The sequence below is a fragment of the Halomonas sp. G15 genome (genome assembly GCF_021282295.1).
In the GTDB taxonomy this organism is placed as follows: domain Bacteria; phylum Pseudomonadota; class Gammaproteobacteria; order Pseudomonadales; family Halomonadaceae; genus Halomonas; species Halomonas alimentaria.
Window position 1 is genome coordinate 60,547 of the sequence record NZ_JAJSPA010000004.1, and the last position, 20,669, is coordinate 81,215.

The 20,669-nt window shown below is 62.0% G+C and carries 21 protein-coding genes; 12 read left to right on the forward strand and 9 right to left on the reverse strand.

Going from position 1 to position 20,669, the window contains the following annotated elements:
* Positions 1-120: 120 nt before the first annotated feature.
* Positions 121-1,014 carry a dihydrodipicolinate synthase family protein gene (locus tag LWH48_RS03615; RefSeq protein ID WP_232911309.1) on the reverse strand — a complete coding sequence of 298 codons (894 nt, stop codon included), beginning with the start codon at positions 1,012-1,014 and terminating at the stop codon, positions 121-123.
* A gap of 125 nt (positions 1,015-1,139) precedes the next feature.
* Here LWH48_RS03615 and LWH48_RS03620 point away from each other — a divergent pair, with 125 nt between their 5' ends.
* Complete coding sequence (locus LWH48_RS03620) at positions 1,140-1,487, forward strand: hypothetical protein (RefSeq protein ID WP_232911310.1); 348 nt, start codon at positions 1,140-1,142, stop codon at positions 1,485-1,487.
* A gap of 24 nt (positions 1,488-1,511) precedes the next feature.
* On the opposite strand, the gene LWH48_RS03625 is transcribed toward LWH48_RS03620, so the two are convergent.
* From LWH48_RS03625 to LWH48_RS03635, 3 genes are read right to left on the reverse strand one after another with little or no spacing between them, the layout of a single operon-like run.
* On the reverse strand, positions 1,512-2,513 hold the full coding sequence (locus LWH48_RS03625) for an ion transporter (RefSeq protein ID WP_232911311.1): 1,002 nt from the start codon (positions 2,511-2,513) through the stop codon (positions 1,512-1,514).
* Positions 2,514-2,547: 34 nt separating this feature from the next.
* Positions 2,548-2,835: a coiled coil domain-containing protein gene (locus LWH48_RS03630; protein WP_232911312.1), complete on the reverse strand. Its 288-nt coding sequence runs from the start codon at positions 2,833-2,835 to the stop codon at positions 2,548-2,550.
* Positions 2,832-3,167: an antibiotic biosynthesis monooxygenase family protein gene (locus LWH48_RS03635; RefSeq protein WP_232911313.1), complete on the reverse strand. Its 336-nt coding sequence runs from the start codon at positions 3,165-3,167 to the stop codon at positions 2,832-2,834. Before LWH48_RS03635 ends, LWH48_RS03630 begins: the two co-directional genes overlap by 4 nt.
* A gap of 207 nt (positions 3,168-3,374) precedes the next feature.
* Here LWH48_RS03635 and LWH48_RS18355 point away from each other — a divergent pair, with 207 nt between their 5' ends.
* The 4 genes from LWH48_RS18355 to LWH48_RS03650 all read left to right on the forward strand — a co-directional run bounded on the left by LWH48_RS18355 (position 3,375) and on the right by LWH48_RS03650 (position 5,946).
* Positions 3,375-3,596: a hypothetical protein gene (locus tag LWH48_RS18355; protein WP_332875606.1), complete on the forward strand. Its 222-nt coding sequence runs from the start codon at positions 3,375-3,377 to the stop codon at positions 3,594-3,596.
* A gap of 9 nt (positions 3,597-3,605) precedes the next feature.
* Positions 3,606-4,664, forward strand: a complete 1,059-nt coding sequence (locus LWH48_RS03640) for an MFS transporter (protein ID WP_332875607.1) — start codon at positions 3,606-3,608, stop codon at positions 4,662-4,664.
* A gap of 140 nt (positions 4,665-4,804) precedes the next feature.
* The gene (locus LWH48_RS03645; RefSeq protein ID WP_232911314.1) at positions 4,805-5,128 is read left to right on the forward strand and encodes a DUF427 domain-containing protein; all 324 of its coding nucleotides are present in this window, start codon (positions 4,805-4,807) and stop codon (positions 5,126-5,128) included.
* Between the two features lie 98 nt (positions 5,129-5,226).
* Positions 5,227-5,946: an NYN domain-containing protein gene (locus LWH48_RS03650; protein ID WP_232911315.1), complete on the forward strand. Its 720-nt coding sequence runs from the start codon at positions 5,227-5,229 to the stop codon at positions 5,944-5,946.
* Positions 5,947-6,027: 81 nt separating this feature from the next.
* Here the strand turns inward: LWH48_RS03650 and LWH48_RS03655 are convergent, their stop codons facing one another.
* Together LWH48_RS03655 and hglS are read right to left on the reverse strand one after the other, a co-directional pair.
* Positions 6,028-7,233, reverse strand: a complete 1,206-nt coding sequence (locus LWH48_RS03655) for a GGDEF domain-containing protein (protein ID WP_232911316.1) — start codon at positions 7,231-7,233, stop codon at positions 6,028-6,030.
* Between the two features lie 468 nt (positions 7,234-7,701).
* Positions 7,702-9,045 (reverse strand): 2-oxoadipate dioxygenase/decarboxylase HglS, encoded by a 1,344-nt coding sequence (gene hglS, locus LWH48_RS03660; RefSeq protein ID WP_232911317.1) that lies wholly within the window; start codon positions 9,043-9,045, stop codon positions 7,702-7,704.
* Between the two features lie 462 nt (positions 9,046-9,507).
* Here hglS and LWH48_RS03665 point away from each other — a divergent pair, with 462 nt between their 5' ends.
* From LWH48_RS03665 to LWH48_RS03680, 4 genes are all read left to right on the forward strand, one after another.
* Positions 9,508-10,497 carry a Bug family tripartite tricarboxylate transporter substrate binding protein gene (locus tag LWH48_RS03665; RefSeq protein WP_232911318.1) on the forward strand — a complete coding sequence of 330 codons (990 nt, stop codon included), beginning with the start codon at positions 9,508-9,510 and terminating at the stop codon, positions 10,495-10,497.
* Between the two features lie 94 nt (positions 10,498-10,591).
* Positions 10,592-11,092 (forward strand): tripartite tricarboxylate transporter TctB family protein, encoded by a 501-nt coding sequence (locus LWH48_RS03670; protein ID WP_232911319.1) that lies wholly within the window; start codon positions 10,592-10,594, stop codon positions 11,090-11,092.
* A 32-nt stretch (positions 11,093-11,124) separates the two neighbouring features.
* Positions 11,125-12,633, forward strand: a complete 1,509-nt coding sequence (locus LWH48_RS03675; RefSeq protein ID WP_232911320.1) for a tripartite tricarboxylate transporter permease — start codon at positions 11,125-11,127, stop codon at positions 12,631-12,633.
* A 123-nt stretch (positions 12,634-12,756) separates the two neighbouring features.
* Positions 12,757-14,163, forward strand: a complete 1,407-nt coding sequence (locus LWH48_RS03680) for a hypothetical protein (RefSeq protein ID WP_232911321.1) — start codon at positions 12,757-12,759, stop codon at positions 14,161-14,163.
* Positions 14,164-14,176: 13 nt separating this feature from the next.
* Here the strand turns inward: LWH48_RS03680 and LWH48_RS03685 are convergent, their stop codons facing one another.
* Complete coding sequence (locus LWH48_RS03685) at positions 14,177-14,890, reverse strand: SDR family NAD(P)-dependent oxidoreductase (RefSeq protein WP_232911322.1); 714 nt, start codon at positions 14,888-14,890, stop codon at positions 14,177-14,179.
* A gap of 171 nt (positions 14,891-15,061) precedes the next feature.
* On the opposite strand from LWH48_RS03685, the gene LWH48_RS03690 reads away from it, so the two are divergent.
* Entirely contained in the window at positions 15,062-15,955 is an 894-nt protein-coding gene (locus tag LWH48_RS03690; RefSeq protein WP_232911323.1) for a 3-hydroxyacyl-CoA dehydrogenase NAD-binding domain-containing protein, read from the forward strand.
* Between the two features lie 83 nt (positions 15,956-16,038).
* On the opposite strand, the gene LWH48_RS03695 is transcribed toward LWH48_RS03690, so the two are convergent.
* Together LWH48_RS03695 and LWH48_RS03700 are read right to left on the reverse strand one after the other, a co-directional pair.
* On the reverse strand, positions 16,039-17,193 hold the full coding sequence (locus LWH48_RS03695) for an acyl-CoA dehydrogenase family protein (RefSeq protein ID WP_232911324.1): 1,155 nt from the start codon (positions 17,191-17,193) through the stop codon (positions 16,039-16,041).
* Positions 17,194-17,242: 49 nt separating this feature from the next.
* A complete protein-coding gene (locus LWH48_RS03700; RefSeq protein ID WP_232911325.1) occupies positions 17,243-18,064 on the reverse strand; it encodes an IclR family transcriptional regulator in 822 nt (273 codons plus the stop codon).
* Positions 18,065-18,340: 276 nt separating this feature from the next.
* On the opposite strand from LWH48_RS03700, the gene LWH48_RS03705 reads away from it, so the two are divergent.
* Entirely contained in the window at positions 18,341-19,132 is a 792-nt protein-coding gene (locus tag LWH48_RS03705; RefSeq protein ID WP_232911326.1) for an enoyl-CoA hydratase, read from the forward strand.
* Complete coding sequence (locus tag LWH48_RS03710) at positions 19,132-20,661, forward strand: 3-hydroxyacyl-CoA dehydrogenase (protein ID WP_232911327.1); 1,530 nt, start codon at positions 19,132-19,134, stop codon at positions 20,659-20,661. The genes LWH48_RS03705 and LWH48_RS03710 overlap by 1 nt, the downstream gene beginning before the upstream one ends.
* The last annotated feature ends 8 nt before the right edge of the window (positions 20,662-20,669 follow it).

Sequence of the window (20,669 nt, forward strand, 5' to 3'; positions counted from 1 at the left end):
GAGAAGACCCCCAAGGTACAGCTCGGGCCGATGCGAAGGAAGCGACGTCATGCAGACACGCCTCCAGCCGACATATCAAGGACCGATGCTGACCATCACCGCCGACCAGGCTCTGCCCGGTTACGCCAGCTCGAGCTCCTCCAGCACGGCGGCCAGCGCCTGCCGGCTCTCTCCCTCAAGCGTCTTCAGGGGCAGCGGCAGACAGGGCGACTCGGCGAGCCCCAGCAGCTCCGCCGCGGTGGCGACCACCCGCAGGCTGCCGCCGTGCCGACGGAACAGCGCCCACAGTGGCTCGAGCCGAGTCGACAAGCGTTGGGCCTCCTCGGCATCGCCGGCCCGGGCGGCACGGGTGATGGCCAGGGCGGCCTCGGGGAAGAGGCCGCCGATCACCGAGTACCAGGCCTCGCAGCCGGCATTCAGCCCGGTGGTGGCAAAGGCGTCGCCACTGACGCCGATCGTCACCTCGGGCGGCACCAGGGCGCGTAGCCGCTCGACCCGCTCGCGAGCGGCCGCTGGCTCGGCGGGTACACCCGGAATCTTGATGGAGGCGACATTGGGCAGTGCCGCGATGCGCCCATGCAGCTCGTCGCTGAAGGTGAAGTGGGTGGTGCCGGGGTTGTCGTAGACGCACAGCGGCACCGAAAGCCGGGTGGTGACGGCCTCATAGAGGCCGAAGACCTCCGCATCGGTCAGCGGCTGATAGGACATCGGTGCCAGCAGCACCGCGCTGGCGCCCGTCGCTTCGGCGTCTTCGGCCAGGGCCAGCACATCGCGGGTACGCAGGGCACTGATGCCCACGATCACCGGCACATTGCCGGCACTCTGCACGGCCAGCCTGGCGATGCGTGCGCGTTCGGCGTGGCCGAGGTAGGCATAGCTGCCCGTGGAGCCGAGCGCCCCGATGGAGTCGACACCCGCAGCCACCAGCCTCTCGACCAGGTGGACGAATGCCGCCTCGTCGATGGCGTCCTCGTTCAGGGGCGTCAATGGAAAGGCACTCAGGCCGGTGAGCATGGGCTGTCTCCTGGTTCGGAAATCCGGTGGTGGACTTGCTCGGGAGTATGCCACGGCGGAGACTCGGCACAGCGCATCCGGTCCACCTGCCGGAGAATGACAGCCATTTCGAGGAGGAGTCTTGCATGGAGAGCCAGGTCGAGGCGGGAATTGCCCCGCGCTTGCGGGACCTGCTGATGGGACTGCCCGACGCGGCGCTGCCGATCACCTATCGGCAGGCCGCCGAGGCACTGGGGCTTTCGCCGCCGCGCACCATCCAGCGCGTCGCCCAGGCCCTGGAGGCGCTGATGCGCGAGGACGTCGCCGCAGATCGGCCGATGATCGCCGCCCTGGTGGTCAGTCGCCGAGGCGACCTGCCCCGGCAGGGGTTCTTCGACCTGGCGGTGGCGCTCGGCCGCTTCCCCGCCGACCCGGCGAAGCATGAAGCGGCCTATCGGCAGGAGCTGGAGCGTGTCATGGCGCTGCGGGCGTGACCGGCAGGCGAGGGTAGGGCTGGGTCAGTCGTAGCGGTGCTGCCACCCCTTCACCGCGATCTGCTCCTTGAGCAGCTCCAGCATGTCCACCAGCACCTGCTCGGTGACCTGTTCGGTGTGCGGGTCGGTGCGTAGCCAGGCGTCGAAACCGCTCTCGGCGAGGTGTTCCACCAGGGCGGTGAACTCCGGCGACTGCAGCCCCGCCAGCGCCTCGTTGACCAGGCGGCAGGCCAGGTCGGAGAGCGAGGCCTCGAGCCCGCGGGTCAGCTGGCCGCCCAGCGGCAGGCGCTCCAGGCGGCGGACCTCCGGACTCTCCGCCAGGGTGCGGCCCACCAGGCCGCGCACGTAGCGCAGGATGTCCTCGCGGTTGTGGGTGTAGGCGCTGCCGGCCATCGCCTCCAGGCGCTGGCTGATCTCGTGGATCAGCGCCTGCTGGCGCGGGCGCACCACCTGTTCGACTATGCCGCGGGAGAGCGAGTCACTAGCGCGGATCTCCGCCTGGACGTTATCCAGCAGACGGATGGCGATGCGGTCGGTGAGCTCCTCCAGCAGGATGTCGTAGTACTTGGTGAGCACACCGAAGAGGTACCAGCGGCGCACGTCGATCAGCCCCATGCGCTGCAGGCGGTACAGCAGCGAGATCACGCGCAGGATGCGCAGCAACCGGAAACCGCCCACCGGGATGCAGCCCAGCACGTCGTACCAGTGCACGAAGGGGTAAAAGAACCAGCGGTGGTAGCGCCGTTCGGCGATGGCCACCGCCCAGCCCAGCAGCACGTCGAGCACGAAGACGGCAACGAAGGCCAGGTCGATAGCCAGGAAGTTGGCGTGGACATGGCGCTCGTAGACGCCATGCAGGCCAGGCGCCGCGGCCTCGAAGGCGGCGTTGAGCGGCGCCAGCAGGAAGAGGCTGTCGAACAGCAGCAGCGCCAGGTTGGCGACCACCAGGGCGATGACCAGTAGGTCCCACGCCAGGTGAAACCGCTCCAGGGCGGGATGCAGGCGTCTCTCGCGGGTCTCGCTCATGCTGGCGCCTCCCCGGGCTGGTTGGCCGGCCCGGCTACTTGAAGCGCGAGCGGGCCTTCTCGAAGGCGTCGCTCATCGACTCCCAGGCGCGCTCCGCCCCGGCGCGGATGTCATCCCAGGCATCGTCGCCGGACTCGCGCAGCTCCTCCAGCTTCCGGCGCATCTCCTCGCGCCTCTCCTCCAGGCGCTCGGCCTCCTTCTCCCGCTCGATGCGGGCATCGGCGTCGGCGCCGCGGGCCTGGGCCTTCAGCTTGTCGATCTCCGCCTGCCACTCGTCCAGCTTGGCGCGCAGCTTCTGCTCATAGGCTTCTCGATTGCTCATGCGTCACTCTCCTCGTTGTCGACGGTCTGGATGACCTCGAATCCCTCGAAGCTCGGCGGGCCCAGGTAGAGCCCCTCGCGCTTGCTCTGGCCGGCGTTGGCGTGGGCCTTGCGGAAGGCCTCGGAGCGGGTCCAGGCCTCGAAGTCCTCCCGCGAGCGCCACACGGTATGGGAAGCATAGAGCACATGATCCTCGCGCTCCGGTCCGCGCAGCATATGGAAGGCCTCGAAGCCGGGCAGCCCCTGCAGGTGGGTCTCGCGCTCCAGCCAGATCTGCTCGAACTCCTCCGTGCGCTCGGGGTTGACCCGGAAGCGGTTCATGGCGATGTACACGGGCATCTCCTGTTGGGGGTGAAAGGTCTTCTCGACGATGACAGCTACCCACCGGCGGGACAAGGCCGCCGCAGCGTCTGCCATCCTTGTCGATATCGCCATGCTGCGTCACGCTGGGGGAAGTGCCGACTCGCTGCTTTCTGCCCGTCGGCGACGATCGGGTACCGGCAACGACCCACCACTTCGACGCGCTCTTGCGGAGGATGAATGATGCGGCTTTCGAGCACGGGGTTCGCCATCCTCGGGGCCGGGCTGATCGCGATCAGCTACGGTCTCGCCCGTTTCGCCTTCGGTCTCTTCGTCCCCCCAATCCGTGACGAGCTGGACCTCTCCTCCTACGTGATCGGTATCATCGGCTCGCTGCCTCTGATCAGCTTCCTGCTGGCCACCGCGATCGCGCCTCTCGTCACCCGCGTCCTCGGCGCCTGATATGCGGCGGTGCTCTCCGGCGGCTTTGGCGTCGCCGGACTCATGCTGATCAGCCGAGCCACCGGCCCGATGATGCTCGCGTCGGGGGTGTTCGCCTGCGGCATCTGCACCGGCCTGATGATGCCCGCGCTCACCGCCGCCATGCAGGCGGTGGTGCGGCGCTCGCTGCACGGGCGGGTCAGCTCGGTGATGAACGCGGGCACCAGCATCGGCGTGATCGTGGCGGTGCCCACGGTGCTGTTCATGGTGGGTGCCTGGCGAATCGCCTACCTCTCCTTCGCCGTGCTGGCCGTGCTCGGGGTGATCGCCGCCTGGCTCTTCCTGCCCTCGGTCACACGCATCGTGCCGTCGGATGCCGCGGACCCGCCGCCGCTCAACGAACTGCCCTGGTCGCGGCTGGTTCGGCTCACCCTCTTCGCCTACGTGATGGGCTTCGTCTCCGCCGCCTACTGGATCTTCGCTCCCGACCTGGTGGTGACCCTCGGCGGGTTGCCCGCCAGCGTCACCGCCTGGCTGTGGCTGGCAGTGGGCGTTGCCGGCCTCGGCGGCGCCGTGGTGGCCGACCTGGCCGATCGCAACAACCCGCCGATCACCCAGGCGCTGATGCTGATGATGCTCTCCGCGAGCCTGGCGCTGCTCGCCGCGAGCCCCGATCAGCCGCTGTTGACGGCCTTCTCCGCGCTGGTCTTCGGCCTGGCCTACATGAGCCTGACTGGCCTTTACCTGATGACTGGCATCCGCCTGCTGCCCGGTCGGCTCTCGGTGGGGCCGGTGCTGCCCTTCATGGCGGTATCGCTCGGCCAGGCCACCGGCTCGCCGATGGTCGGCGTGCTGGTCGACGGCTTCGGCTACGCCGACGCCTTCGCCATGTTCGCCGCGCTGGGCATTCTGGTGGCCGTGCTATCGCCCTTCTACCCGGGCGCCATCGCCCAGGCGGAGGAGGAAGAGGTCGCCGAGGAGGACACCGGCCTCCAGGCGGCATACGACCACCAACTCCAGAACGAGGAGGGCGAGCCGCTGGAGGACCCCCTCGAGGAGGAGGAAGAGCAGGCCGCCGCGTCCTCATGAGCGGCCCCGATGGCCGGGCGCTCGCCCGGCCATGCCATGCCTTGTTCGACGTTAGTTGTAAGCGATCTGCCGTCGGCACCGGCGGCCAGGACTGTTACGCTACGTAAACGAATATTAGAAAAAACACACAGGGAACCGTCATGGACGATGCCTCCGAGCCGCGCATCACGCTGCACCCGCATTCCCGCCGGGTGCGCGTAGTCATCGATGGCACCCTGCTGGCCGACACCACCCGCGCCATCGAACTGCGTGAACGTGGCTACCCACCCCGGCAGTACCTTCCCCGCGACGACGTGCGCATGGACCTGCTGACCCCCTCCGACACCGTGACCCACTGCCCCTTCAAGGGTGATGCCTCGTACTTCTTGTTTGGCGAGCACAAGGATGTAGCGTGGAGTTATGAGCAGCCGAACGACGGGACGGAAGCGATCAAGGGGAGGGTGGTCTTTTATGGTGACTGTTGATGGCCTGAAATATGATGCACTGTCCTGGTTTTTCTGTAGTTGAAATATGGGGATATGCCTCCAATTTTTCTTTGGTTGCACGGGTGGTGGAGGGCTGAATGGCAGAAAATGGAAACGGTAGACTGGCAGTGCTAATAGATGCAGATAACGCGCAGGCATCTGTATGCGCAGAGTTGCTGGCAGAGATTTCAAAACTTGGCGTGGCAAGTGTAAAAAGAGCATACGGAGATTGGACAACAACAAACTTGAAAGGGTGGAAGCCTCATTTGCACAAGCATGCCATCCAGCCTGTACAGCAGTTTAGTTACACACAAGGAAAAAATTCGACAGATTCGTCGCTTATCATTGATGCAATGGATTTGCTTCATGAAGATAGGCTTGATGGATTCTGTCTGGTTTCCTCAGATAGTGATTTCACGAGACTTGCAAACAGATTGCGTGAGAGTGGGATGGTTGTGTATGGTTTTGGGGAAAAGAAAACACCAGGACCTTTTGTTTCTGCGTGTGATAAATTTATATATACAGAAATATTGCGTAGGCATGCAGATTCTGATGAATCCGATGAGTCTGGTAATATTAATCTAAGGTCGATTATGATATCGGCTGTTGATGCGGTGTCCAGAGATGATGGCTGGGCATCCTTGTCTGCTGTTGGAAGTTATATTAATAAAAACACCCCTTCGTTCGATTCGCGGAATTATGGGTACGATAAGTTGGGAAAATTAGTTAGGGCGTTGGGTTATTTAGAAGTGAGCGAAAGGGCGGTAGGAGATAATTCTGTGCATACGCATATTTATATTAGGGAGAAGGCGTTATAAAAAGTGAGTGGCGGACAAGCTGCTGGTTACTTCGCTTTCAGTGGCAGACTGGCAGGTGAATATCGTCACATCACACTCTACTCACGCCTCGCCTTCCACTTCCTGACTTATCACCACCCGGTTTCTGCCGCCGTGCTTGCCGGCGTAGAGGGCGCGGTCGGCCTGCTGGATCAGGGCGTCCAGGTCGGCGTCCTCGTCGAGGCCCCCGGCGATACCGACGGTGACGGTCAGGCGGTGGTCGGGCATCGCCTCCATCACCTTAAGCTCGCTGACTTTCCGCTGCAGGCGCTCCGCCACCATCAGGGCGTCCTTGGGGTGGGTATCCGGCAGGGCGACGATGAACTCCTCCCCGCCGAAGCGGCCGATCACGTCCTGGGGCCGCAGGGAGTGCTTGCAGGTCTGCGCGATGGCCGCCAGCACCCGGTCGCCCTGGCCGTGCCCCCAGGTGTCGTTGATAGCCTTGAAGTGGTCCACGTCGATCATGAACAGGCTGAAGGCCGCCTGCTCGTGCCGCGCGCGGCGCAGCAGCGCCTCGGCGCGGGCCATGAAGTGGCGGCGCGAGTCGAGGCCGGTCAGCGCATCCTGTTCGGCGACCTGACGCAGTTGTGCCTCCAGCGACTTGCGATGGGCGATCTCCTCCATCAGCTGGCGGTTCTGCACCCGCTCCTCCTCGAGCAGCGCGAACTGCGTCCGCTGCAGCCTTTCCAGGCGCAGCAGGGCGAAGAAGCCCACGGCGTTGGTCATCACCAGCAGCAGCCCGATGCGCAGCACCACCACGGCCGGGATGTCGGTCATCACCACCGCCGCGGCGAGGAACCCCAGGTTGAGGTAGAGGCTGGCGAAGGCCACCACCGGCAGCAGGTTGGGGATCAGCAGGTAGAAGGCGATGGTGGCCACCACCAGCGCGGTGACCTGGGTGGCGAGGCTCTCGGGGCGCAGGAGCGCGATCAGGATGATGCCCGTCGCCAGTATCCACAGGGGCAGGGCGTGCAGCCACAGCCGGCGGCTGAAGTCGCCGAGGCGCCCGATCGCGACCGCGAGGGCCAGGCAGGCGACCACCACCACCAGGCGCATGGTGAGCAGCAGGGTGAGCTCGATGCCGGCGTCGAGGTAGTGGTAGTCGGAGATGGCGAACATGCCGAAGACCAGCGCCGCCACGCAGATCGCCACGCTAGACTCGAGGCGCACCCGGGGCGCGATCTCCCGGCGATAGCTCGCCTCCCTGGCCGGTTCCTGGAACTGGCCGGTGAGCCGGTGCAGCGCATAGCGTGGTGTGGGTGATGACAAGGGCCGTTCTCCCGGTCCTGGGGTGGTCGATGGCGTAGCAGGGTGGCGCCCGTGACGCCGCCGACCCGCAGCAATATAAGCGTTACAAGGTGACGGGAAAACGGCTGGCCGCCAACGTTCAGCCCCCGAGCCGGCTCTCTGCGGCTAGCAGGTTCGCTCTCACAAGAGTGGGGGAAGACGTTGTCGCAGCTTGCTTCGGTAGGTGGAGGTGACTCGATCGCCACCTGACATATGATGAGCCATCACGATCAACTACCAGGTTTGCTGAGTATTCTGCAGCAGGGTCCGGGGTGTGAATCGCTCACCGTGCATGGGTTTGCCTATCGAGGCTATGGAAGAAGTTCTCCTCATCGTAGGTGAGTCAATTCTCCTTGTGGCTGGGCCTTGATTGACGCCTGTCATGGCTCCAGAGGACCCGGCACTTGATTTAGGCTGGAACCCCTTGTCGCGACCAGAACAATGCCACGGCTATCGGAATGCCGCCAGGGCTGCTTCGAGCGACGCCTGCTGACGCTCTTCGTACAGTGCAATCTCATCGATAACAGCCCCATCCAACGCCGCCTCGAACTGCGCCTGGTTTGACTGGGCGGTGTATTCGTCGCGGGCATCATCTCCCAGATTGGACTGGAAGATTCCGGCTGCGCTGACTGGTAGGAAATCTTCGTAGATCATGGGGCTTGCGACGAGTGCACCCGCCTCGATCAGTGCCTCCACATCGTCATTCGGGTCGGCTTGCACGCCTGGTACAGCAAAGTATTGATAGAAGGCGAGCCCTTCCCGTCGGAGGGTGTCGTGATCATCGGGAAACGCCTCAAACACCGAGGCAAGCTGGGCCTGATGGCTATCATTATCCGCTGCACTGCCTTGCTGGCGGGATTCAGCAAGCAGGCGATCGTAGAGTTCGCGCCCTTTATGCGTCAGTGCCACACCTCTCTGTTCGATCTCTCCAAACCGTGCGGTGTGCTGTCCCTCTTCGTCGTCGGCAAAATCAATTGTTTCCTCGAGCGCCTTGAAGCTGGTCTGGCGCAGCAGAATGGGGCACCGGCGACGAGGGGGACCCTCGATGATCGTCTTGGGGTCGATGCCGACCTGGCTCATGCGGCGCTGAACTTCATCAATATCAAGGGTGCGTGGGGTCAGGTGGTTGATATGTGGGCCACGGAAGCAGACGACATCTGCAATGAGCCGATGCTCGGCACTCAGCGCACGATATGTGGACAGCTCAACGGTGGCTTGTCGGTGCCAGCGGAATGTTTCGAGAGCTTCGTTCACGAATCGATTCGCCTGGTCTGCATTCAAGCCGCCCTGGGTCTCTGCAGTCGCGACCAGTTTGCGGGCTGTCGGTGTAAAAATGTCCCGAGCCGCGAGAATCTCCGAGGCTCGGTCGCGCAACTCGGTGTTTTCAATCAACTCCATGCGCAGCAGCGAGGTGAACACTCGGAAGGGGTTGCGATTGAGCGCCTTGTCGTCTAACGGCCGGAATGCGGTGGAGTGGACCGGTACACCGGCCATCGAGAGATCGTAGTAGCCCACCGGATGCATGCCCATCACTGCGAACAGCCGGCGCAGCATGGCCAGTTCCTGCGCGGTGCCCACGCGAATGGCACCGTGACGTTCGACATCCAGCCGAGCCAATTCACCACTCTGGTCAAGTTCCATCGCCAGAGTCGGGTTGGCATCGAGGACCTCTCTGTTGATCGTCTCGACCAACTCGATCAGGGTGCCGTACTGCGGTACCTCCTGGCGGTACATCTCAGACATGGCACGGGAGAACATGTCGCGAATCTGGTCCTGAGGGAGCCACTGGCTCATTGTTGTCTCCTCGCTGGTGGGGCTGGGGCGAACGATTACGTTTAGCATCTCCGGTTCCCGTACCCTTGGCAACCGGTCACCATCGTAGTCGCCATCCTACCAGTCCCACTACCGCCAAATCTTCCGCGTGAGGATTCGAAGGTAGTTGTCCTGAGCCCGCCCATCACGAGCCTGGTGTAAGGCATGCTCTACGGGGCGAGCAGTGTAACCTGGCGTCAAGCAGCGCTGCCTGGCGGGTCGTCGACACCCCCGTGTGATCTGATTCATTTCCGTTAACCACCTCAATTGAGTGGGACGGAAAAGGCGTGTATCAAGGATAAGGGCGAGAGTGAGGGGGGCGAATCCTGCGCGTGTAAACTAAAGTCGCATACCGACCCTGCCACCTCGCACAGTACGCTGGTGAAAATTTGCGGATAAAATGTCCGCTTAGCGGACAAATATGTCGGATTTAGGAGACAAACCATGAAAACGTTTCTCAAGGCACTCACTGCCGCTAGCTGCGGTAGTGCCATGGCGCTGGCCCTCTCAGTGTCTACCGCGCATGCACAGGAGTGGCCCACTGACGATGTGCGTCTGGTGGTGCCCTATGCCCCGGGCGGAACCACCGACGTGCTTTCCCGCCGCGTGGCGGACCTGCTGCAGGATGAGCTCGACGCCAACGTGGTGGTCGAGAACCGCCCTGGGGCCGGCTCTACGGTTGCTACTGGCCGCCTTGCCCGCGGTGGGCGCGATTCGGATCACACAATCCTGATGGCTTCGCCGGGGCACACCATCGGCGCTGCCATCTATCCCGACCTTGCCTATGATCCGGTCGAGGACTTCGTGTTCATCCAGAACATGATCGATATTCCCAACGTGATGGTGGTTCCGGCTGACAGCCCCTACGATAGCGTGCTGGAATTCGTCGAGGCGGCAAAAGAGCAGAACATGACCTTCAGCCACAGCGGCGTAGGCAGTTCCATCCATATGTCGGGCGAGCTGTTCAAGACTCTGACAGAAACGAATATGACCGCAGTACCTTTCGCTGGCAGTGGTGCAGCGCTGCCGGCCCTGCTGGGTGGTGACGTCGATGTGTCTTTCGAGAACATGCCCACCGTGTTCTCTCATATCCAGTCCGGTGATCTGAAGGCGTTGGCGGTGACCTCCGCCGAGCGCTCCGAGTACCTGCCCGAGGTACCGACCCTTAATGAGATCGGCGAGTACAACCTCGACGAGTTTGTCACCACCGCCTGGTTCGGCCTGATCGCACATGAATCCTTCCCGGAAGAGGCGACCGAGACCATGCAGGAAGCTCTGAAGAAGGTAATGGAGCGTGAGGAGTTCCTGAGTTTCGTCGAGCAGCTGGGAGCCGAGCCTGGCACCGTCGCCGGCGACGAGTTCAAGGCCTTCATTGCCGATGAAGTTGCCCGTTGGGATGAAGTGGCGGCTGAAGCCGGTATTCGCCAAGAGTAAGTCATTGGTTAATACATAGCTGGTGAGGCGAGGGCCCGGCCTTCGCCTCAATTGGTTTCCATGTCGAGCGATTCACGTGGAGAGGGTATCCCCGATGACGAAGTCTCACTCTACCGGCGGCACGCTGATCAAGGACCCGTGGGACGTGGTCGCGGGTGCAGTGCTGCTGGGCTTTTCATTGTTGCTCCTGTTCTACCTGGTGCCCAACTACATCGGTGAACCACCAATCCTGCAGAACCCGATGATGTCCCCACGCTGGTTGCCGACGATTGTCGGCTGGCTGTTGTTGGTGTTTTCGCTGCTGATGATGCTCCAGGGGGTGCTGGTCGCCGACGATGGCGAGGACAGCGGGCGTCGCTTCGAGTGTGGTCCCTGGATGCGCTTCGCCCTGATGGTGTTGGCACTGGTGGTCTATGTTGGCCTGTTCGAGATGCTGGGCGCGATCATCAGCGGCATTCTCGCCACCCTGATACTGTTCATCGCCCACCCGGTGCGTATCTGGTGGGTTTACGGTCTGGCCATCGCCTTCCCGGTAGGCGTTTCGCTTCTGTTTACCGAGGTCATGAACGTCCCACTGCCGATGATGCCGCTCTGAGGGGTCGGCACTCACTGAAGATCAGGTGACATATGGAAAACTTTACGGAAGTGCTGCAGCTCTTCTTGGCTACCGAGAATTTCCTGGCGATTGCCATCGGCGTGGTTATTGGCGTGACGGTCGGCTCTATTCCCGGCTTGACGGCAACCATGGCCGTGGCCCTGGCATTACCCTTTACCTTCTCCATGGAGCCAGTGGCGGCAATCCTGCTGCTTGTGGGCATTTACAAGGGCGGCATGTATGGCGGGTCGATCACCGCCATCCTGATTCGTACCCCGGGCTCGCCGGCGTCTGCCTGTACCCTGCTGGACGGCTATCCCATGGCCCAGCAGGGGGAAGCGAAGAAGGCGCTGAAGATGGCGCTCTACTCCTCCGTGATAGCGGACTTCATCTCCAACATCGCGCTGATCTTCTTTGCCGCCTACCTGGCCAAGATTGCCCTCAACTTCGGTGCCCCTGAGTTCTTCTGGCTGATCTGCTTTTCCCTGACCATCATCATCTCGCTTGCCAGTGGCTCGATGATAAAGGGCCTGATTGCGGCACTGCTTGGGATCCTTCTCTCGCTGGTAGGACTGGATTCGGTGTTTGGCTCGCAGCGTCTAACCTTCGGCAACTACAACCTGATGGACAGCATCTCGTTCATCCCGCTGTTGATCGGCCTCTTTGCCATCCCGGAGATCATCGAGTTCTATCGCAAGAAGGTGGTACCCCACCTGACCGCCAAGGCCAGTGGCGCTGGCGTATCATGGGCGGAACTCAAGCACAGCCTCAAGAGCATCGTTCGTGGCAGCCTGATTGGTGTGGCCATCGGTGCCATTCCTGGTACCGGAGCTACCGCAGCTGCATTCATCTCGTACAGCGATGCCAAGCGCCGCTCACCCCACCCGGAGCGCTTCGGCAAGGGCGAGGTGGAAGGGGTGGCCGCCTCCGAGGCGGGCAACAACGGCGTCGCGGGGGCAACCCTGATCCCGTTGCTTTCATTGGGGATTCCCGGGGATGTGATCACGGCCATCATCCTTGGCGCCTTCATGGTTCACGGACTGACTCCTGGCCCGCTCATGTTCCAAGAGAACCTGAGCCTGATCTATGCGTTATTCCTAGGAATCATGCTCAGCTCGGTGATCCTGCTGTTCGTGGGTAACGCGGCAATCCGCTATTTCTCTCTGATCGCCGATATTCCCAAGGCGATCCTCTTCCCGATCGTGCTGATGTTCTGCGTGTACGGGGCCTATGCGGTCAACAATGACACCTTCGATGTCTGGCTGATGCTGGCCTTCGGGCTTCTGGGCTATGTGTTCAACCGTACCGGCATTCCCGCCGCCCCTTTCCTGATTGGCTTCATCCTGGGCCCGATGTTCGAGGACAACCTGCGGCGATCGCTGCTGATCGGCTCCAACGATCTGTCCATCTTCGTGCGTGGCCCGATCACCTGGTTCTTTATCGCCTTGACACTAGGCTCCATCCTGTTGGCCCTCTATCGATTCATGACCAGGCGGCACAAGGCAAAGCATCGCGCGGATGAACCCGGGCAGGGGGTGTGACGGGCCGGGCATCGCGATCCCCGGTAATCGGCCTGTGGTCCACGCGATGGGTCAGAGGATAAGGAAGGCGAGCCGGCCACCCTGTGGGGCCGGCTCGCTCGTTACCAGGGAGGGGATTGAACCATGAGGACGAGCAGCAAGAAGGCGCTGGCGAGCCGCTGGTCGAGTCACCTGCTTGCCGGCGTGTTCGTGCTTGCCGTGGTGCATCTGTTGAGTGGCGCAACACTGGCCGAGAACCTGGCGCAACTACTGCTGGTGGGCTTTCTGCTACTGGGGTGGTCGCGTTTCAGTTCGATGGCTCGCCTGCTGGCGTTGGCCTGTATCGCCGTGTCACTCCTCGCGCTGTGGCGACTCCCATCACCCTGGGCGGTGCTTCATGAGGCTGGGGGTGGCTTCGTTTTCCTGGCCGCGTTCATGACGGCACTTTCGCTGCTGCGCCTGCCGGCCTACCGTTCGCGGCTCATACGTCGCTGCGGCCAGAGCCTGCTGATGCAGCCTCCCACCTGGCGCTACCCGATGCTCTCGCTGGGCTCCACACTGTTCGGCATCGTGCTCAACTTCGGCGTGTTGAACCTGTTCATGTCGATGATCGACAAGGCCAATACCCTCGGCTCGGCACAGGGACGGGTGTGGCTGCAGGAAGTGCGCCGTCGGCGCATGCTGGTGGCTACCTTGCGCGGCTTTACCCTGGCGCCGTTGGTCTCGCCGCTGGGTATCGGTGTCGCGGTGGTCCTGGGCAAACTTGAGCCACTGACCTGGATCGAGCTATTTCCCTATGTGCTGGTGTCGGCCATCGTGCTGTTCCTACTGGGTTGGGCCTGCGACCAGGGGGCGGGCCCCCGCCCGCGAGCCGGTGCAATCGTCACCGAGCGGCCCTCGCTGATGCCCCTGGCGAACTTCAGCATGCTGCTGCTGGCACTGGTGGCTTTGGTTTTTGCTCTTTCCTTCTTGCTCTCGCTGCGCCTGCCTCAGGCCGTATTGATCGGTGTGCCGCTGGGGGCCTGGGTGTGGCTGGCCTGGCAGTGTCGCAGTGTTGGTCCTGCTGGCGTGGGGCCGGCCACCGCCTTGCTGGCCCGTCGCCTGCCCGATGTGCTGGGCGGGATCGGGAATGAAGTGGTGGCGCTGGGCTCGGGCGCCTACCTCGGCTCACTCAGCGTGGCACTGCTCGACCCTGCTCAGCTGGAAGGAGTATCGACTCTGCTGGTCGCCCTCGGCAGTTGGTTGCCGGTACTGGCCCTGCTGATGGTCGTGGTGCTTGCCCAAGTCGGGATCAATCCGATCATCAGCGTAACCTTCCTGACCAGCATGGTCGCTCAGGTAGGGCTGGAGGGCGTGTCTTTGCCGCTCTTGGGGGCGGCCTTGCTGGCAGGGTGGTCGTTGACCATGGTGTCGTCGCCGTTCACGGCGGCGATGATGATCATGTCACGCTTCACGGGAATGACCGCCAGACAGATCGGCCTGCGTTGGAACGGTGCCTTTTTGGCGGCCTCTCTGGCGATGGCCGCCGTGCTCTTTCGCTTGGCGAGTTGAGTGGGCAGTTTCCTCAGCCCACGGTCACACCGCCGCAGACGTACAGCGTCTGCCCGGTGATGAAACTGCTGCGGGTGTCGCAGAAGAAGCTGACCGCCTGAGCCACATCCTCGGGCTGCCCCATGCGTTGCACAGGGATGTTTTCGATGATGCGACGCGCGCGCTCGGAGTCGGGGGGATTGTTCTCCCAGAACGCTGTGGTGGCGATGGGGCCCGGCGCCACACAGTTGACGGTGATACCGTCGGCGGCCAGCTCCAGCGCCCAGGTGCGGGCCATGGCCTGCAATGCGCCCTTGGTGGCGCTGTAGAGGGTGCGAGCCTCCTTGCCCAGTACCACGCGGCTGGCGTTCATGACGATGCGTCCCTGGCCGTGCCTACGCATGCTGGGAAGGAGGGCCTGGGTACACACCAGGGCGGAGCGCACGTTGAGGTGCATCAGCGGATCGAAGTCCTCGACGCGGGTATCGTCGAGCAGGGCGGGGCGGACCACGCCAACATTGTTGACGAGACACGTCACCGGGTGGGCATCGGCAATCTCTTCGGCCACCTGGCGAGTGGCCTGCGCGTCACCGAGGTCGACCTGATGTGCATCGGCTTGCAGTGACTCTGCCTCTGGGGTCTCGATGTCCAGCACGATGGTGCGATAGCCATCTTGCTGCAGGCGCAGCGCAATGGCCTGGCCGATATTGCGGGCCCCGCCAGTGACGACAGCACAGGGGTTAGACATGGGGAAATCCTTCCGGTTGAGGGACAAGGGTGCGGCGAGAGGGATCTGATATCAGATTGTTCGTTATATCTACAAGTGTTCGCATTAAGTCAATTGTCCGCGTCTGACCATCGAAACCAAGGCGACCCTTGTCGCCCCGGGATGGGGACGCCGAGTGAAAGGGAGAAGTTCATGAATACATCTTGTCGGGGTGTCGTGATCGGTGCCGGGACCATGGGAGCCAACCTGGCGAGATTGATGCTGCGTAACGGTATGGCGGTGACGGTGCTGGATGTCGACCCCAGTGCCCTGGCGCGTTGTCGCCAGGCCTTGCGCTCGGAAACGGGCAGTGGGGAGCAGCCCCGCTTCGTCAGTGACTGGGTGCAGATCAGCAAGTGCGATGTCGTGGTGGAAAGTGTAACCGAAGACTTGAGGCTCAAGCAGCGTGTGCTGAAGGAGGTGGAGGGCCATGTTGGTGAGGCGACGTTGATCCTGACCAATACCTCGGGGCTTTCCATCGATGAACTGGCCCAGGTGTTGACCCATCCTGCGCGATTCATGGGAGCGCACTTCTTTAACCCCGCTGATCTGATTCCGTCCGTGGAAGTCGTGCCGGGCCGGTCCACGTCAGATGCATGCGTAGAGCGCGCGTCCGAGTGGCTGAGACAACTAGGCAAGCGACCGGCCGTGCTCAGGCACTGCGTGCCGGGCTTCGTGGCCAATCGCCTCCAGCATGCACTGATGCGCGAGTGCCTGGCCTTGCTGGAGCAGGGGGTGATCGACGCCGAGGCGCTGGATGATCTGGTCCGCTACTCCATCGGCATTCGCCTGGCCATCAATGGGCCGCTGCGACAGCGTGATCTCAATGGTCTGGATACGCATCTCAATATCGCCCGCTATCTCTATGATGACCTCGAGAGTCGCACCACGCCGGGCCCACTGCTCGAGAGTCTGGTGGCAGAAGGTCGCCTGGGTCGCAAGAGCGGACGTGGTTTTCATGAGTGGCCTGAAGGCAATGCCGAGGCCTGCGATCGACATGAGCGAATGCTCCTCGAGCGGCTGCTTGCCATTATGGAAGATGAGTAGGGTTGATTGAGGGGAGGTTGGCTACCGAAAGCGCCATGATGAGGAATGGCGCTTTCGGCAGGGGAGCAATCGAGGGTCGATGGTTACTCTTGTGCCTCACGGATCATGTTGCGTGAGATGATCACCTGCTGGATCTGGGTTGTTCCTTCATACAGGCGGAAGAGCCTGACGTCACGGTAGAAACGCTCAACGGCGTATTCACTGATATAGCCGGCCCCGCCATGGATCTGGACGCCCCTGTCGGCTACTCGGCTGCACATTTCCGTGGCAAACATCTTGGCACAGGAGGCTTCGGTGCCGACGTTCAGCCCTTCGTCACGCTTGCGCGCGGCATCCAGGACCATGCACTTGGCGGCGTAGATCTCGGCCTTGGAATCGGCCAGCATGCCCTGAATCAGCTGGAACTCGGCGATCGCACGGCCGAACTGCTTTCTTTCCATGGCGTAGCGGAGGGAGTCCTCCAGTACGCGTTCGGCAGCCCCGACGGCGATGGCGGCGATGTGGAGGCGCCCCTTGTCGAGGACCTTCATGGCGGTCTTGAATCCGACGCCCTCCTGCTCGCCAATCAACGCGCTGGCAGGAACCCGGACATTGTCGAAGATCACATCGGCCGTGTGGGCGCCCTTCTGGCCCATCTTCTTGTCGCGCTTGCCGATGGTGATCCCTTGCGTCGTGGCATCCACGATGAAGGCGCTGATCCCCTTGGCACCTTTGATCTCGGGGTTGGTGCGAGCCATCACGGTAAAGATGCCGGCGTGTGGGGCATTGGTGATAAAGCGCTTGGTGCCATTGATGAGGTAGCCATCGCCATCCTTGACCGCCGTGGTCCTCAGCGACGCGGCATCGGAGCCGGAGTCGGGCTCGGTCAGGCAGAATGAGCTGAGAATCTCGCCGCTGGCCAGCCTGGGCAGGTAGGTGGCCTTCTGTTCGTCGGTGCCGTCAAGCAGGATGCCGATGGAACCGATACCGTTGTTGGTGCCTATGAAGGAGCGGAAGGCCGGGGAAGTCCTGCCGAGCTCGAAGGCAATATTGACCTCCTCCTCCATCGTCACCCCGAGACCACCAAACTCCTCGGGAATGGTAAGACCGAAAAGTCCCATATCACGCATCTGCGAGGCAATATCCGCGGGGATCTCGTCGGTCTCGGCAACCTCTTCTTCCCTGGGAACGAGAACCTCGTTGACGAAGCTCCGAATGGAGTCAAGCAGAATCTGCAGGGTTTCCTGGTCGCGAATCATGGTGTTTCCTCCTGGAGGTGGTGGCCCGGTAGCCAGCTCTTCATATGGATCAAGAGATTTGCGTCTGTATATCGTTGACCAGCTGCACCAGTCTTGGCCCGATGAACTCCTCGAGCTTCTCGCGCGAAATCTGAAACTCGGGACCACCGCAGTTGAACGACAGAATGCCAAGCTGTGGATGGTGCAGGGGGACCGCAACTGCATTGACCTTGCGCTGCCATTCACCGATCGACAGGCAGTAGCCATAGTCTGCGTAGTCGCGGAAGGCGCGCTCCAGGGCCCTGCGTATTCTCGGCCACTCATCGGGATGGTGGTCCCGGATATGTCCCATCAGTACCTCGGCCTCTTCGCGTGGCATGGCCGCCAGGCAGGCGCGACCGGCCGAGCTCTGGTAGATGGGCAGGCGCGTCCCAATCTGGCGGCGGATCGTCGACTGCAGAGCGCTCTGGACGACATCCAGATAGACCATATCCAGCCGGTCGCGAGCTGACATGGCGACGGTGGCCCCGACCTCATTGGCGAGATCGATCATCAGGGGTTGCGCCACCGAGCGTATGGGCAGATTGGAGATCATGGAATAGCCGAATGACATGACCCCCACGTCCAACTGGTACTTGCCCTTGGGCAACGGCCGGAGGTAGCCGAGCTTGGCCAGTGTGTGGGTCAGGCGGCTGATGGTGGGGCGGGGCAGGCCCGTCTTCCTGGCCAGGTCCAGGTTGCTCAACGTGCTGTCGCGAGGCGTGAAACACCGCAGCAGTTCGAGCCCCCTGGCGAGTGCCGTGACGAACTGACGGTCTCTTTCCTGATCGCCAGCCGCATTGATCGGGTCAATCATGACCTTGAAGTCGCTCTGGCTCTCTGGCTTGTTCACCGAGTCACTCTCCGATCCCTGATAGCATGTCGAGATAGTCTGGGCAGGGTTGCAAGCAATGTCAATATTTCAAAACTAATGTCTGCACTGCGGACTTATTTCCGCGCGTCTGCCGCCAACCACATCGGGTGATTATTTATTAAGTCATTGATGTGAAAGGTATATATTTGCCCTTTTTAGTACGCATTGACATTCCTCAGCGTGGCTGTGTAACGTTCCGCATAGCAGCAAAATTAAAGTCCGCACTGCGGACATAAAATTATTCGGAGTCTTAGCATGAGTGACAAGGAGCACCCTCCGGAGGTCTACCTGGAGTCGTTGTCAGAGGGGGTGGCGGTGGTCGTCATCAACCGGCCCGAGACCAAGAATGCTCTCAACGCCGCCGTCAGGCGCCAGCTGGCCGAGCAATTCTCGTCTCTGGGGCAACGTGATGAGGTACGGGTCATCGTGTTGACTGGGGGAGACCAGACCTTCGTCGCCGGTGCCGACGTCAAAGAGTTTGCCACAGCCTCCCCGACCGACATGTACCTGCGCCATAACGAGCGTCTCTGGGACCCCATCGCCCACTGTCCGAAACCAGTGATTGCGGCCGTCAATGGGTTTGCTCTGGGCGGTGGCTGCGAGCTGGCAATGCACTGCGACATCATCGTGGCGGGCGAATCGGCCCGATTCGGGCAGCCCGAGGTGAAGCTCGGCTTGATGCCGGGGGCCGGTGGAACACAGCGACTGGTTCGCGCCGTGGGCAAATTTCAGGCGATGCGCATCCTGATGACGGGCTGCATGGTCAAGGCGCCCGAAGCCTTGCGTATCGGCCTCGTCAGCGAAGTCGTTCCCGATGATGAGACGCTGATGCGCGCCAAGTCACTCGCTCTTGAAATCGCTGCCATGCCATCCCTGGCGGTGGAGCAGATCAAGGAAACAGTGCTCTCCGGCGCGGATATTCCCCTGGAGAGTGCCTTGGTCCTCGAGCGGAAGGCCTTCCAGATGCTGTTCGACACGAAAGATCAGAAGGAAGGGGCTGCCGCCTTTATCGAGAAACGCAAGCCAGACTACCGTGGGGAGGCGTAATGTCCATGCTGCTGAATCGACTGGGAGTCGTAGGGACCGGTGTCATGGGGGCGGGTATCGCTCAAATCGCTGCCCAGGCCGGTCTCGAGGTCTCGCTCTTCGACAAGCGAGAGGGGGCGGCGGTCTCGGCTCGTGATGGCTTGCAAGCCACCTTCCAGAAGCTTGTCGGCAAGGGCAAGCTGTCAAGAGAGTCTTCCGACGCGGCCCTGTCCCGACTCAAGGTTGTCGAGACCATGACGGGGTTGGCGGAGTGTGATGTGGTGGTCGAGGCGATCGTCGAGGATCTTGGCATCAAGCGCAGCCTGTTTTCCGACCTCGAAGGCATCGTCTCCAGTGATTGCATCCTGGCGACCAACACCTCATCGCTGTCTGTTACCGAGATTGCTTCCGGCTTGAAGCTTCCGGGCAGGCTTGCCGGCTTCCACTTCTTCAATCCCGTGCCGCTCATGAAGGTCGTCGAGGTCATCGGTGGCACCGATACCGAGGCATCGGTGCTCGATACCTTGCTCGAGTTGAGCAGCCGGCTGGGCCATACCGGAGTGCGTGCAAAGGACACCCCCGGGTTCATCGTGAACCATGCCGGGCGTGCCTTCGGTACAGAGGGATTGAAGCTCCTCGAAGAGAATGTTGCACCTCCCGACGATATCGACCGAATCCTCAGAGAAAGTGTCGGGTTCCGGATGGGGCCGTTGGAACTGTTCGACTTGACTGGTCTGGATGTGTCGCATCCTGCCATGGAGTCAATTTTCGAGCAGTTCTACCATGACCCTCGCTACCGGCCCTCCTACCTCTCACGGCAGATGCTGAGAGGCAAGCGCCTGGGTCGCAAGACGGGCATGGGCTTCTATCGCTATGAGGGGGGAAAAAAGGCCGAAACGCTTGATCCTCAGCCGGTACCCCAAGTGAGTGACTACCCGCCGGTATGGCTGGGCTGCGACGATGACACCGTGCGTGAGCTAGTCGCGTCTCTGCTCGGTGGCCTGGGCTGTCGACTGGAGCACTCCGATAGCCCCTCTAGGGACGCTCTCTGCCTGCTGGTTCCCTTTGGCGAGGATGCCACCAGTGCCAGCGTACGCTTTGGCGTCGACCCAGCTCGCACCGTATGTCTTGATGCCCTGACGGATCTTGGTGGCCACCGAACCCTGATGGTGACCCCGGTCACACGACAGGATATTCGTGACGCGGCACATGGCCTCCTGGCATCGGATGGTGTTGGGGTCACGATGATTCGTGACAGTGTAGGGTTCGTGTCACAGCGAGTACTCGCAGTGATCGTCAATCTGGCCTGCGAGATCGCTCAGCGTGAGATTGCCACTCCTGCCGATATCGACAACGCCGTGAGGCTGGGGCTCAACTATCCCCAGGGTCCTCTAGCGTGGGGAGATCGTCTGGGATCGAGACGATTGTTGGCGATTCTTGAACGAATGAGTGTGCTGACGGGGGACCCGCGCTATCGTCCCAGCCCATGGCTGCGCAGGCGGGCAATTCTGGGCATATCACTATTGCAGCAGGAGCCGTCGATTCGCTGAACTCGGAG